This window comes from Pseudomonas sp. 1D4, assembly GCF_001728925.1.
GTDB classification, from domain to species: Bacteria; Pseudomonadota; Gammaproteobacteria; order Pseudomonadales; family Pseudomonadaceae; genus Metapseudomonas; species Metapseudomonas otitidis.
Map to the genome: position 1 here is coordinate 84,234 of NZ_LXJQ01000004.1, position 13,137 is coordinate 97,370.

Annotated in this window: 10 protein-coding genes; 1 reads left to right on the forward strand and 9 read right to left on the reverse strand. The window is 66.0% G+C overall.

From position 1 onward, the window contains the following. Positions 1-157 precede the first annotated feature (157 nt). Positions 158-2,452 carry a YgiQ family radical SAM protein gene (locus tag A7D27_RS03375; RefSeq protein ID WP_044401200.1) on the reverse strand — a complete coding sequence of 765 codons (2,295 nt, stop codon included), beginning with the start codon at positions 2,450-2,452 and terminating at the stop codon, positions 158-160. A 210-nt stretch (positions 2,453-2,662) separates the two neighbouring features. Between A7D27_RS03375 and A7D27_RS03380 the strand changes: the two genes are divergently transcribed. Beyond that, positions 2,663-4,570 (forward strand): diguanylate cyclase, encoded by a 1,908-nt coding sequence (locus A7D27_RS03380; protein ID WP_069564080.1) that lies wholly within the window; start codon positions 2,663-2,665, stop codon positions 4,568-4,570. A gap of 11 nt (positions 4,571-4,581) precedes the next feature. On the opposite strand, the gene alr is transcribed toward A7D27_RS03380, so the two are convergent. The 8 genes from alr to rnr all read right to left on the reverse strand — a co-directional run bounded on the left by alr (position 4,582) and on the right by rnr (position 13,118). Then, positions 4,582-5,658, reverse strand: a complete 1,077-nt coding sequence (alr, locus tag A7D27_RS03385) for an alanine racemase (protein ID WP_069560594.1) — start codon at positions 5,656-5,658, stop codon at positions 4,582-4,584. A gap of 87 nt (positions 5,659-5,745) precedes the next feature. Beyond that, entirely contained in the window at positions 5,746-7,140 is a 1,395-nt protein-coding gene (gene dnaB / locus A7D27_RS03390) for a replicative DNA helicase (protein WP_069560595.1), read from the reverse strand. Positions 7,141-7,284: 144 nt separating this feature from the next. Then, a complete protein-coding gene (gene rplI, locus A7D27_RS03395; RefSeq protein WP_044401193.1) occupies positions 7,285-7,731 on the reverse strand; it encodes a 50S ribosomal protein L9 in 447 nt (148 codons plus the stop codon). A gap of 21 nt (positions 7,732-7,752) precedes the next feature. Continuing rightward, a complete protein-coding gene (locus tag A7D27_RS03400; protein ID WP_069564081.1) occupies positions 7,753-8,628 on the reverse strand; it encodes a hypothetical protein in 876 nt (291 codons plus the stop codon). 34 nt (positions 8,629-8,662) lie between these two features. Continuing rightward, entirely contained in the window at positions 8,663-8,893 is a 231-nt protein-coding gene (gene rpsR, locus A7D27_RS03405) for a 30S ribosomal protein S18 (RefSeq protein ID WP_003452992.1), read from the reverse strand. A gap of 29 nt (positions 8,894-8,922) precedes the next feature. After that, a complete protein-coding gene (rpsF, locus tag A7D27_RS03410) occupies positions 8,923-9,342 on the reverse strand; it encodes a 30S ribosomal protein S6 (protein WP_044401190.1) in 420 nt (139 codons plus the stop codon). Between the two features lie 222 nt (positions 9,343-9,564). Then, positions 9,565-10,332 (reverse strand): 23S rRNA (guanosine(2251)-2'-O)-methyltransferase RlmB, encoded by a 768-nt coding sequence (gene rlmB, locus A7D27_RS03415; RefSeq protein WP_069564082.1) that lies wholly within the window; start codon positions 10,330-10,332, stop codon positions 9,565-9,567. Next, positions 10,329-13,118 carry a ribonuclease R gene (gene rnr, locus A7D27_RS03420; protein WP_069564083.1) on the reverse strand — a complete coding sequence of 930 codons (2,790 nt, stop codon included), beginning with the start codon at positions 13,116-13,118 and terminating at the stop codon, positions 10,329-10,331. The genes rlmB and rnr overlap by 4 nt, the downstream gene beginning before the upstream one ends. Positions 13,119-13,137 lie beyond the last annotated feature (19 nt).

Sequence of the window (13,137 nt, forward strand, 5' to 3'; positions counted from 1 at the left end):
CAGCGGGACCCGTATGCAGGGGCGAGCCTTTTTGGTTTCTTTTTTGTGGGCGGCATTCCGACGACTGAAAAAAGAAACTCGTCCGGCGGGGCGAAACGCGCGACGTCCGCAGAACTCGAAAACCAGCTTGGCTCTATCTGCGGACATCACCGTTCAGTCAGCGCGGCGCGACGGGGCGCTTTGCGGGCTTCTTGCCACCGCCCTTGCCGGGCCCGGCGGCCTTCTCCTCGGCGCGCTTGCGCGCCTGGGCTGCCGCCTTGGCCTGCTCGCGCTTGTCCCAGGGCTTGCTGCCATCGCTGCCACGGGGCGGCAGGCCGGTGTGCTGGGTGAGCACCTTGCCGGTGCTGCCGGCCTTGCGTGTGCCGGCCGTGGTGGAGTTCTTGCGGCGGGCGCTGTGGTACTCGTCGGCCTGGGGCTGGAAGGTGGGGATCAACTGGTGCTTGGCGTTGCCGATCAGGTCGGCGCGGCCCATGCGCTGCAGGGCCTCGCGCAGCAGCGGCCAGTTCTTCGGGTCGTGGTAGCGCAGGAAGGCCTTGTGCAGGCGGCGCTGTTCCTCGCTCTTGACGATGGTGACGCCATCGCTCTTGTAGGTGACCTTGCGCAGGGGGTTCTTGCCCGAGTGGTACATGGCCGTGGCGGTGGCCATGGGCGAGGGGTAGAAGGCCTGCACCTGGTCGGCGCGGAAGCCGTTGCGCTTGAGCCACAGGGCGAGGTTCATCATGTCTTCGTCGGTGGTGCCGGGGTGGGCGGCGATGAAGTACGGGATGAGGTACTGCTCCTTGCCCGCTTCCTTCGAGTACTTCTCGAACATCTGCTTGAAGCGGTCGTAGCTGCCGATGCCGGGCTTCATCATCTTGTCCAGCGGGCCGCGCTCGGTGTGCTCCGGGGCGATCTTGAGGTAGCCGCCGACGTGGTGGGTCACCAGCTCCTTGACGTACTCGGGGGACTCCACGGCCAGGTCGTAGCGCAGGCCGGAGGCGATGAGGATCTTCTTCACGCCGGGCAGTGCGCGCGCCTTGCGGTACAGCTCGATCAGCGAGCTGTGGTCGGTGTTGAGGTTTTCGCAGATGCCGGGGAAGACGCAGGACGGCTTGCGGCAGTGACGCTCGATCTCCGGGTCCTTGCAGGCGATGCGGTACATGTTGGCGGTCGGGCCGCCGAGGTCGGAGACCACGCCGGTGAAGCCCGGCACCTTGTCACGCATTTCCTCGATCTCGCGGATGATCGAGTCGTGGGAGCGGTTCTGGATGATGCGGCCTTCGTGCTCGGTGATGGAGCAGAAGGTGCAGCCACCGAAGCAGCCACGCATGATGTTCACCGAGAAACGGATCATCTCGTAGGCGGGGATCTTCTCCTTGCCATAGGCCGGGTGCGGCACGCGCGCGTAGGGCATGCCGAACACGTAGTCCATTTCCTCGGTGGTCATGGGGATGGGTGGCGGGTTGAACCACACGTCCACCTCGCCATGCTTCTGCACCAGTGCACGGGCGTTGCCCGGGTTGGTCTCCAGGTGCAGCACGCGGTTGGCGTGGGCGTAGAGCACCGGGTCGTTGCGCACCTTCTCGAAGGACGGCAGGCGGATCACCGTCTTGTCGCGGGTCATGCGCGGGCTGTCGAGGATCTGCACGACCTTGGCTTCGTTCGGGTCCTCGACTTCCCCCTTGGCCTGCTCGATGGCACAGGCTTCGGTGTCCTGGGTGTTGACGTAGGGGTTGATGATCTTGTCGACGCGGCCTGGGCGGTCGATGCGGGTGGAGTCCACTTCGTACCAGCCTTCGGGGGTGTCGCGGCGGACGAAGGCGGTGCCGCGCACGTCGGTGATGCGTTCGATGGCCTCGCCACGGGACAGGCGCTGGGCGATCTCGACCACGGCGCGCTCGGCGTTGCCGTAGAGGAGGATGTCGGCGGTGGCGTCCATGAGGATGGAGCGGCGCACCTTGTCCTGCCAGTAGTCGTAGTGGGCGATGCGGCGCAGGGAGGCTTCGATGCCACCGAGCACCACCGGGACGTGGGTGTAGGCTTCCTTGCAGCGCTGGCTGTAGACCAGGCTGGCGCGGTCGGGGCGCTTGCCGGCGACGCCGCCGGGGGTGTAGGCGTCGTCGGAACGGATCTTACGGTCGGCGGTGTAGCGGTTGATCATCGAGTCCATGTTGCCGGCGGCGACCCCGAAGAACAGGTTCGGCTCGCCGAGCTTCATGAAGTCGTCCTTCGAGCGCCAGTCGGGCTGGGCGATGATGCCCACGCGGAAGCCCTGGGCCTCCAGCAGGCGGCCGATGATGGCCATGCCGAACGAAGGATGATCGACGTAGGCATCGCCGGTGACGATGATGATGTCGCAGGAATCCCAGCCCAGCTGATCCATCTCTTCCCGGCTCATGGGCAGGAAGGGGGCGGGCCCGAAGCACTCGGCCCAGTACTTGGGGTAGTCGAACAGCGGCTTGGCGGCTTGCATGTTTTTTGATCAGCTGGCTTTCACGGGGGCGCGGAATATAGCACAAAAAATGTACAAGCCCGACTCCCACGCTGGGTTTTTTGAGGGTGCTTCGGACAGATGACGGCACGTTTCGTGCTGCTGTCATGAAGCGTTGATGTCCAATGGCTATACTCCCGCCGATAACAAGATCGCCCGCTTCCACCGGTAACGGGCACACAGGAGCGTGCGGTGTTGTCTCGACTCATCCCCCTGGTTCTGCTGGGTGTTCTTGGCCTGTGCACGCACGCCGGCGCAGCACCCTTCACGCTGCAACCCGATAGCAGCGGCCTTACCCTCAACGGCTCCATCGAACTCCTCGAAGATCCCAGCGGCCAACTGACCATCGCCGACATGGCCGACCCGGCGGTGCAGGCGCGCTTCGTGCCGGCCGAGGGGCGTGCTTCAGTGGGGCAGAGTCGCAGCCAGTGGTGGGTGAAGGTGCAACTGGCCCGCGCGCCGGGGGCTCCGGCGCAATGGTGGCTGGAGAACTCGGGCATCACCGTGTACCGGGTGAGCCTGTTCCTGCCGGATGGCCAGGGCGGCTGGCGGGAGCGCGTCACCAGCGAGAGCGTGCCCTTCGCCGAGGGCCGCGACCACGACTACCGGCGCATGGTGTTCCGCCTGCCGCCCGTCGATGAGCGAGGGCTGACCTTCTACTTCCGCAGCTACGATCCGGCCGGCAACTCCTTCCCGCTCAAGGTCTGGCAGTTGCAGGACCTGCAGGACCTGCGCGCCACCGAGAACCTGGGCTTCGGCATCATCTACGGGGTGATCCTGGCGCTGTTCCTCTACAACCTGTTCATCCTCGTTGCGCTGCGAGACAAGGCCTACTTCTGGTACGTGCTGGCCACCGGCTGCGCGCTGGTGTTCATCCTCAGCATGACCGGCCACGGCTTCCAGTACTTCTGGGGGGACTGGCCGGTGCCGTTCTGGCTGGACCGCATCACCCTGCCCTCGCTGTGGGGCATCTTCGTCATGCGCTTCACCCAGGAGCTGCTCTACACCCGGCGCGGGCTGATGTGGGCGGATCGGGCGCTCAACACCGGCTGCGTGCTCTATGCCATCGCCATCCTGATCAACGCCCTCGGCTACCGCGCCGAGGGCGCACTGCTGATCGCCCTGACGCCCATCGTCACGGTGCCCACCGCGCTGGTCAGCGCCGGCGTGCGCTGGTACCAGGGCTTCTTCCCGGCACGCTTCTACCTGGTGGGCTACGGCACGGTGCTGATCAGCACCGCCGTGCTGGTGATGCGTGCGGCGGGGATCGTGCAGCCCACCAATTTCACGGCCTACATGTTTCCCATCGCGGTGGCGGCCGAGTCCATCCTGTTCTCCTTCGCCCTGGCCTACCGCATCCAGATGCTCAAGCAGGAGAAGGCGGCTGCGCTGGAGCTGGCCGACCGCGAGAAGACCGCGCGGCTGGCGCAGATGCAGGCCAGTTCGGATGAGCTGCAGGCGGCGGTGACCCGGCGCACGGCGGAACTGGCGGCGGCCAACCAGCGCCTCAGCGAGCGGGAGTGCGAGCTGGAACATGCGGCCTTCCACGACAGCCTCACGGACCTGCCCAACCGCCGCCATCTGATCGACCGCGCCGAGCAGGCCCTGGCCAATGCCGGGCGCCGCGAGGAGACGGTGGCACTGATGCTGATCGACCTGGACCACTTCAAGCCGATCAACGACCGCCATGGCCACGACGCCGGCGATGCGATGCTGCGGGCCATCGGCCAGCGCCTGCGCGAGCACGTGCGGGGTGGCGACAGTGTGGCGCGTCTGGGCGGGGACGAGTTTGCGGTGCTGATCTGCGGGCCGGACGCCGAGCCCCACGCGCGGGAGATCGCCGAGCGTCTGCTGGCGGAGCTGTCCAGGCCGGTGTGCTACGGCCAACACGAGCTGACGGTGACCATCAGCATCGGCGTGGCGCTCTACCCGAACCACGCCCGGCAGTTCGCCGGCCTGTACAAGACGGCAGACCAGGCGCTCTACCGGGTGAAGGCCCGGGGGCGTTCGGGCTTCGCGATCTTCGGCGACAACGGTGAGCTTTCCGGCGAGGCCTGCCTGCGCCTGGACGTGCTGAAGGTGTCGACCGGGCTGACCTGAGCCTCTCCCGCTCAGCTCAGGTAGCGACGGGGAACGCGGGCGGTGACTTTGGTCAGCAGCTCGTAGCCGATGGTGCCGCAGGCGGCGGCCACTTCATCCACCGGCAGTTGCGCGCCCCAGAGTTCCACGGCATCCCCTTCGCGGGCCTCCGGCAGGTCGGTGAGGTCCACCGCGAGCATGTCCATCGACACCCGCCCAACCAGCGGGACGCGCTGGCCATGGATCACCACGGGAGTGCCGCTGGGGGCGTGGCGCGGGTAGCCGTCGGCGTATCCGCAACTGACGGTGCCGATCCGCGTGGGGCGCTGGGCGACCCAGGTGGCGCCGTAGCCGACGCTCTCGCCGGCAGCCACGTCGCGCACGGCGATGAGTTCGGCGGTCAGGCTCATGGCCGGTTTGAGCCCCAGTTCGCGGGCGCTGAGGTCGCTGATGGCGCTGGCGCCGTAGAGCATGATGCCGGGGCGGACCCAGTCCATGTGGGCGGCCGGGACGCTGAGTACGGCGGCCGAGTTGGCCAGGCTGCGCTGGTGGAAATCCAGGTCGAGGACGTCGAGGAAGCGCTCCAGTTGCACTTCGGTGAGGCTGTGGCCGCGCTCGTCGGCACAGGCGAAGTGGCTGATGAGGTTGAGCTCGGCGATGCGCGCGTCACCCTGCAGGCGGGCGTGCCAGGTGCGCAGGCCGTCAGCGTCGAAGCCCAGGCGGTGCATGCCGCTGTCGAGCTTGAGCCAGACATTCAGCGGGCGGCCGATGTCCGACGCCAGCAGGGCGCGGGCCTGGCGCTCGCTCTGGATCACCAGGTCGAGGCCGAGCTGGGCGGCGATCATCACTTCGCGGGCTTCGAAGCAGCCTTCCAGCAGCAGGATGCGGGCGCGGTCGTCCAGGGCGCGGACTTCGGCGGCTTCCTCCAGGCAGGCGACGGCGAAACCGTCGGCGACGCCGCGCAACACGCTCACCACTTCGCGCACGCCGTGGCCGTAGGCGTTGGCTTTGACCACTGCGAACACCTGGCGGCCAGGCGCACAGCGCTGGGCGACGGCAAGGTTGTGGCGGATGGCGGAGAGGTCGACGGCGGCGATCAGCGGGCGCATGGGGGTGGCTCATGAACGAAAACGGGCGCCCATGATACCTGCAGGGCGCCCGTGTTCATTGATCCACGACGGATGTTGCGAGCCGGTCTACTCGTCTTCGAAGTTGTAGCTGCCGGGGGCGAGGTTCTCGAAGCGCGAGTACTTGCCGAGGAAGGCCAGGCGGACGGTGCCGATGGGGCCGTTACGCTGCTTGCCGATGATGATCTCGGCGACACCCTTGTACTCGGTCTCGGGGTGATACACCTCGTCGCGGTACACGAACATGATGATGTCGGCGTCCTGCTCGATGGCCCCGGATTCGCGGAGGTCGGAGTTGACCGGGCGTTTGTTGGGGCGCTGTTCCAGGGAGCGGTTGAGCTGGGACAGGGCGATCACCGGGCAGTTGAATTCCTTGGCCAGGGCCTTGAGCGAGCGGGAGATCTCGGAGATCTCGTTCACCCGGCTGTCGCCGCTTGAACCGGGAATCTGCATGAGCTGCAGGTAGTCGACCATGATCAGGCCGATCTCGCCGTGCTCGCGGGCCAGACGGCGGGTGCGGGCGCGCATTTCCGAGGGGGAGATGCCGGCGGTGTCGTCGATGAACAGCTTGCGGTCGTTGAGCAGGTTCACGGCGGAGGTGAGGCGCGGCCAGTCGTCGTCGTCCAGGCGGCCGGCACGGACCTTGGTCTGGTCGATGCGGCCGAGGGAGGCGAGCATACGGATCACGATGGATTCCGAGGGCATCTCCAGGGAGTACACCAGGATCGCCTTGTCGCTGCGCATCAGGGCGTTCTCCACCAGGTTCATGGCGAAGGTGGTCTTACCCATGGAGGGACGGCCGGCGACGATGATCAGGTCCGCCGGCTGCAGGCCGCTGGTCTGCTGGTCGAGGTCGTCGAAGCCGGTGGTCAGGCCGGTGATGGCGTCGCCGTTGTTGAACAGCTCGTCGATGCGGTCGATGGCCTTGACCAGGATGTCGTTGATACCCACCGGGCCGCCGGTCTTGGGACGGGCTTCGGCGATCTCGAAGATCTTGCGCTCGGCCTCGTCGAGGATCTCTTCGCCGGTACGACCCTGGGGGGCGTAGGCGCTGTCGGCGATCTCGTTGCTGATGCCGATCAGCTGCCGCAGGGTGGCGCGCTCGCGGATGATCTGCGCATAGGCCTTGATGTTGGCCACCGAGGGGGTGTTCTTGGCCAGTTCGCCGAGGTAGGCCAGGCCGCCGACCTGGGAGAGCTGCCCTTCCTTGTCCAGTTGCTCGGACAGGGTGACGACGTCGAAGGGCATGTTGCGCTCGGCGAGCTTGAAGATGGAGCGGAAGATCAGTCGGTGGTCGTGGCGGTAGAAGTCGCCATCGGACACCTGGTCCAGCACCCGCTCCCAGGCGTTGTTGTCCAGCATGAGGCCACCCAGAACCGCCTGCTCGGCCTCGATGGAGTGCGGCGGCACCTTGAGGGCTGAGGTTTCCAGGTCGAACTGCTCGGGAATGCTGATCTCGTTCATGGGCTCGGAATGGAAGGGGGTAGAAAGACAACGGGCACGTCACCGCTTGCGCAATGACGTGCCCGATTGTTGAGCCGGCCGCACCGGAGTGCAAGCCTGCTCCGCCTGGACGGCCCTCAAGCGAGGACCCACCGGGCGCGTCGCTTAGGCGGCTACGACGATCAGCTTGACCGCGGCTTCGACGTCGGTGTGCAGGTGCACGGCCACGTCGTATTCGCCGGTCTGGCGGATGGTGCCGTTCGGCAGGCGGACTTCGGCCTTGGCAACCGGAACGCCAGCGGCGGTCAGGGCGTCAGCGATGTCGTGGGTACCGATGGAACCGAACAGCTTGCCTTCGTCACCAGCGGTGGCAGTGATGGTCACTTCCAGCTCGGACAGTTGGGCAGCGCGGGCTTCAGCAGAAGCCTTCTTGTCGGCAGCCAGTTTTTCCAGTTCAGCGCGGCGGGCTTCGAACGCAGCAACGTTCTCGGCGGTAGCAGCGGTGGCCTTGCCCTGCGGCAGCAGGTAGTTACGGCCGTAACCGGACTTTACGTTCACCTTGTCGCCCAGGTTGCCCAGGTTGGCGATTTTTTCCAGCAGGATGACTTCCATTTGGCATTAACCTCTTAACTTTTAACCTTCACCGTTCGCGGGGCCGTCGCCGTTCTTGCGCGCGAGGCGGCCGCGAAAATCAAACAGGCTGTCGATCACAGCCAACAGACAGATCAAGTTCCCGAGCATCAGCACGGCGGCGTACAACACCACCAGCCAACCGCCCGACAGCTGTTTCTGGGCGATCAGGCCATGCCCCAATGCGATACCGGCGACCAGCAGCGGCACGCTGCACAGCGGGCCGAACATCGCCGCCTCGGGCGACAGTTGCGGTGCCAGCATGGCACCCAGCAACAGCAGCGCCGCGACGACGGGCGACAGGCGCAGACTCCGGAACTCGCGGCCGAAACCGCCCGGGTTGTACAGCGCCGCCTGCCAGTAACGCGCAAGCACCAGGCAGAGCAGGCTGGTCATCTGCAGGGAGGACGCCATCACCCCGGTGAGGAGCGGCAACATCATCGCCTGCAGCGCGTCGGCCTCTTCGCCCGACGCGGGACTGCCACTCTTGAACTGCGCCATGACCTTGGAAATCTCGGTCGAGAGAGCGCTGATCAATTCGCCATGGGTATGGCCCAGCACCAGGGCGAACACCACCCCGATCACCAGGCTGCCCAGCAGCACATGGTTCCAGGAGGTGGTGGCGCGCAGAATCTGCGCCAGCACCAGCGTTCCGAGCAGGACCAGAAGGGTGCTCGGTTCGCCCAGGTACCACCAGCAGAACGCCGGTAGAACCGCCCAGGCCAGGATGCCGAAGGCATCGCTGAAGCCACGCCGCAGCAGCACGAGGCCACCGGCGGCTGCGCTCAGCCAGAACAACAGTGGAACAGCGGCGGAACCGGCTACAGCCAGTGTTGCCTGCATGCGGCCCCGCATGGTGAATTCGGCCAGTGCGCGCATGCGATCTATCTCTCAGCTTGCCGGCAGTCCGGGATCAACGGCCGTGGCTGTCGGTGTAGGGCAGCAGGGCCAGGTAGCGGGCGCGCTTGATAGCGGTGGCCAGCTGACGCTGGTACTTGGCCTTGGTACCGGTGATACGGCTGGGAACGATCTTGCCGGTTTCGGAGATGTAGGCCTTCAGGGTGTTGAGATCCTTGAAGTCGATCTCTTTCACGCCTTCAGCGGTGAAACGGCAGAACTTACGACGACGGAAGAAACGTGCCATGAACTTGGCTCCTCAATAAGGTCCGGGGATTACTCGTCAGCGTTGTCGCTGTCGTTGTCGCTGTCATCGCCTTCAGCGGCGCTTTCAGTCTCAACGCGCTCACGACGCTCACGGCGCTCGTTGCGGTTTTCCTCGGCCTTGAGCATCTCGGACTGGCCGGTAACGGCTTCATCGCGACGGATGACCAGGTTGCGCAGGACGGCGTCGTTGTAGCGGAAGTTGTCTTCCAGCTCGGCCAGGGCCTTGCCGCTGCACTCGACGTTCAGCATCACGTAGTGAGCCTTGTGAACGTTGTTGATGGCGTAGGCCAGTTGACGACGGCCCCAATCTTCCAGACGGTGGATCTTGCCGCCGTCTTCTTCGATCAGCTTGGTGTAGCGCTCGACCATGCCACCAACCTGCTCGCTCTGGTCCGGGTGAACCAGGAAGATGATTTCGTAATGACGCATAAATGCTCCTTACGGGTTGTAGCCTGCCAACATCGTGGTCAGGCAAGGAGTGAATGTTTCGTTTTGGCTTGCTGCGCATCGGGCGTACGAACGCCTGCCGTCGCGGCAAGGGGCGCCATTCTAGAGAAGGGCGCAGGACCACGCAAGAAAAACTGGTGAATATTTGAACAGCCGATAAGGGCGCGACGGGACGGCCGAAGTGGCGCGCCCCGTCGCTGCTCGCTAGCGCTCGCTGGCGGCGAAGGGCTTGCCGGCGGTGCGCTGGCGTACCGCCTCGAACAGGCAAATGCCGGTGGCGACGGAGACGTTGAGGCTGCTGACGCTGCCGCCCATGGGCAGCTTGACCAGGTAGTCGCAATGCTCGCGGGTCAGGCGGCGCATGCCCTTGCCTTCGGCCCCCATGATCAGCACGGTGGGGCCGGTGAGGTCCTGTTGGTAGATGACCTGTTCGGCCTCGCCGGCAGTGCCGACCGTCCACAGGCCCTTCTTCTGCAGTTTCTCCAGGGTACGGGCCAGGTTGGTGACGGCCACCAGGGGCACCACCTCCGCCGCACCGCAGGCGACCTTGCGCACGGTGGCGTTGAGGGTGGCGGACTTGTCCTTCGGAACGATGACCGCCTGCACGCCGGCGGCGTCGGCGGTGCGCAGGCAAGCACCCAGGTTGTGGGGGTCGGTGACGCCGTCCAGTACCAGCAGCAAGGGCGAGCCCTCGCTGCGCTCCAGCAGCTCGTCGAGCATGTTCTCGCCCCACACCTGACTGGGACTGACCTCGGCGACGACGCCCTGGTGGACCCCCTCTGCCCACTCGTCCAGCTCGCGCCGGTCCTTGTTACCGACCGGTACGCGGGCCTGTCCGGCCAAACCCAGCAGGGCCTGGATGCGCGGGTCCTGCCGGCTCTCGGCCAGCCACAACTGCTTCACGCGCTTGGGGTGGTGACGCAACAACGCTTCCACGGCGTGCACGCCGTAGACCTTTTCCAACTCACTCATGACTTGACCTTGTTCTTGCCGCTACCGGCGGCCTTGGGCTTGGGCGGCCCCTTGCGATGCTTGCCTGGCTTGCTCGCCTTGGCGGCGGGCTTGGCCTTCTTCGACTTGTCACCCCCCGCCTTGGCAGGCCGGGCCTTGCCGGCCGGGTCCTGGCCGTCGGCGCCGAAGGGCGCGGCGCGGGACGAACCCTTGCCGGCCTTGCCCTTGCCTTCGCGCGGTTTCTCGCTGCCCTGCCGGGCCTCGCTGAGCAATGCCTGCTTCAGGGCGCGGCTGCGTTTGACGTCGGTGTTGCCGAGCATTTCCTCAGCCTGGGCAAGGATCTCGGGCGCCACCGGTGGCAACGCCTGGACCTTGCCGGCCTTGGCACGACGGGGTGCCACGGCGACGCCGGGCGCTATCTGCTCGGGCTGGGGTGCTCGCGCGGCCTTCTTCGCCTGGGCAGAGGGCTTACTCCCGCGACTACGGGTCTTGGGGCCTTTGGCAGTGCGAGGCTCAGCAACCGGCGCGGCCTTGTCGGTACCGCGCTTCTTACGGCCGACCGGCGCTGTCAGCACGTTCTCGGAGAGCTCGAAATCGATCTTGCGCTCGTCAAGGTCAACCCGGGCGATGACCACTTCCACCTGGTCCCCCAGGCGGAAACTGCGGCCACTGCGCTCACCGGCGAGGCGGTGGTGGATCGCGTCGAAGTGGTAGTAGTCGCCAGGCAGTGCGGTGACGTGCACCAAACCTTCTACATAGATGTCGGTGAGTTCGACGAACAGGCCGAAGCCGGTGACGGCAGAAACGACACCGGGGAAGGTCTCGCCCACCCGCTCGCGCATGTACTCGCACTTCAGCCAGTTGGTCACATCGCGGGTGGCTTCATCGGCCCGGCGCTCGGTCATGGAGCACTGTTCGCCAAGGCGTTCGAGGGCCGCTTCGTCGTAGGGGTAGATACGCGCCTTGGGCATGGCGGCGGCGCCAGCACGGCGGACGTGCTCGGTCTCGCGCTTGGAGCGGATCACACTGCGGATGGCACGGTGCACCAGCAAGTCCGGGTAACGACGGATCGGCGAAGTGAAGTGGGTGTAGGCGTCGTAGTTGAGGCCGAAGTGGCCCTGGTTGTCGGCGCTGTACACCGCCTGGCTGAGGGAGCGCAACATCACCGTCTGGATCAGGTGGTAGTCCGGGCGATCACGGATGGTCTCCAGCAGCGCCTGGTAGTCGCTCGGCGTCGGTTCGCCCTTGCCTTTGTTGAGGCTCAGGCCCAGTTCGCCGAGGAACAGGCGCAGCTTCTCCAGGCGCTCGGCCGGCGGGCCGTCGTGCACACGGTAGAGCGAGGGAATGTCATGGTCCTGCATGAAGCGCGCGGTGGCGACGTTCGCGCAGAGCATGCATTCCTCGATGAGCTTGTGGGCATCATTGCGCTGGGTCGGACGGATCTCGGCGATCTTGCGGTCGGCACCGAAGACGATGCGCGTTTCCTGGGTTTCGAAGTCGATGGCGCCGCGTTTGTGACGGGCGGCCAGGAGCACCTTGTACAACTTGTAGAGCTGCTGCAGGTGCGGGACCAGGTGCGGCATCTGCTCGGCGAGTTGCTGCCCCTCGGGGGAGTCGGGCGTCTCCAGCAACTGGCTGACCTTGGTGTAGGTGAGCCGCGCGTGGGAGTGGATGACGGCCTCGTAGAACTCGTAGCCGGTCATCTTGCCGGCCCGGGACAGGGTGACCTCGCAGACCATGGCCAGTCGGTCGACCTGGGGATTCAGCGAGCAGAGGCCGTTGGAGAGGACCTCCGGCAGCATCGGCACGACCTTCTCGGGGAAGTAGACGGAGTTGCCGCGCTTGGCGGCTTCTTCATCCAGTGCCGAACCGACCTTCACATAGTGGGAAACGTCGGCGATGGCGACGAACAGACGCCAGCCGCCGCCCTTGCGAGCCTCGGCATAGACCGCATCGTCGAAGTCGCGGGCGTCCTCGCCATCGATGGTGACCAGGGGCAGGTCGCGCAGGTCGACGCGCTTCTGCTTGTCCTTCTCGGCCACTTCGGGCTTGAGCTTGGCGGCCTCCTTCTCGACGGCCTCGGGCCACTCGTGGGGGATGTCGTAGCTGCGCAGGGCGACTTCGATCTCCATGCCGGGCGCCATGTAATCGCCCAGCACGTCCACCACTTCGCCCTGGGCCAGGCGGAAGGCGCTCGGCCATTGCTCGATGCGCACCTGGACGAACTGGCCGTGGCGTGCACCGCCCCGCTTGTCGGGGGCCACCAGCACTTCCTGCTGGATCTTGGGATTGTCGGCGACCACGCGGCCGATGCCGCTCTCTTCGAAGAAGCGGCCCACCAGGGTCTCGTGGGCGCGCTCGATGACTTCCACCAGCGCACCTTCACGGCGGCCACGGCGGTCGTGGCCGGAAACGCGCGCGAGGGCGCGGTCGCCGTCGAACACGAGGCGCATCTGGGCGGGGCTGAGGAAGAGGTCGTCGCTGCCGTCGTCGGGGATCAGGAAGCCGAAGCCGTCCCGGTGGCCGCTGATGCGGCCGCGTATGAGGTCGAGCTTGTCCACCGGTGCATAGGCACCACGGCGCGTATAGATAAGCTGGCCATCACGTTCCATGGCACGCAGCCGGCGCCGCAGGGCTTCCAGCTCGTCGTCCGTGGTCAGGCCGAACTCTTCCACCAGTTGCTCACGGCTGGCAGGAGCGCCACGTTCGTCGAGGCGCTGCAGGATGAGTTCACGGCTGGGAATGGGGTTGTCGTATTTTTCCGCTTCGCGTGCGGCCTCGGGATCGAGGTTTTGCCAATCGGCCATCAGTTGGGAATCACCTTTT

Coding starts and splice junctions, on each gene's coding strand:
- A7D27_RS03400 (WP_069564081.1), bottom strand. CDS start 8,628: ATGCGCGCACTGGCCGAATTCACCATGCGGGGCCGCATGCAGGCAACA.
- alr (WP_069560594.1), bottom strand. CDS start 5,658: ATGCGCCCGCTGATCGCCGCCGTCGACCTCTCCGCCATCCGCCACAAC.
- dnaB (WP_069560595.1), bottom strand. CDS start 7,140: ATGAACGAGATCAGCATTCCCGAGCAGTTCGACCTGGAAACCTCAGCC.
- A7D27_RS03375 (WP_044401200.1), bottom strand. CDS start 2,452: ATGCAAGCCGCCAAGCCGCTGTTCGACTACCCCAAGTACTGGGCCGAG.
- rpsR (WP_003452992.1), bottom strand. CDS start 8,893: ATGGCACGTTTCTTCCGTCGTCGTAAGTTCTGCCGTTTCACCGCTGAA.
- rnr (WP_069564083.1), bottom strand. CDS start 13,118: ATGGCCGATTGGCAAAACCTCGATCCCGAGGCCGCACGCGAAGCGGAA.
- rlmB (WP_069564082.1), bottom strand. CDS start 10,332: ATGAGTGAGTTGGAAAAGGTCTACGGCGTGCACGCCGTGGAAGCGTTG.
- rplI (WP_044401193.1), bottom strand. CDS start 7,731: ATGGAAGTCATCCTGCTGGAAAAAATCGCCAACCTGGGCAACCTGGGC.
- rpsF (WP_044401190.1), bottom strand. CDS start 9,342: ATGCGTCATTACGAAATCATCTTCCTGGTTCACCCGGACCAGAGCGAG.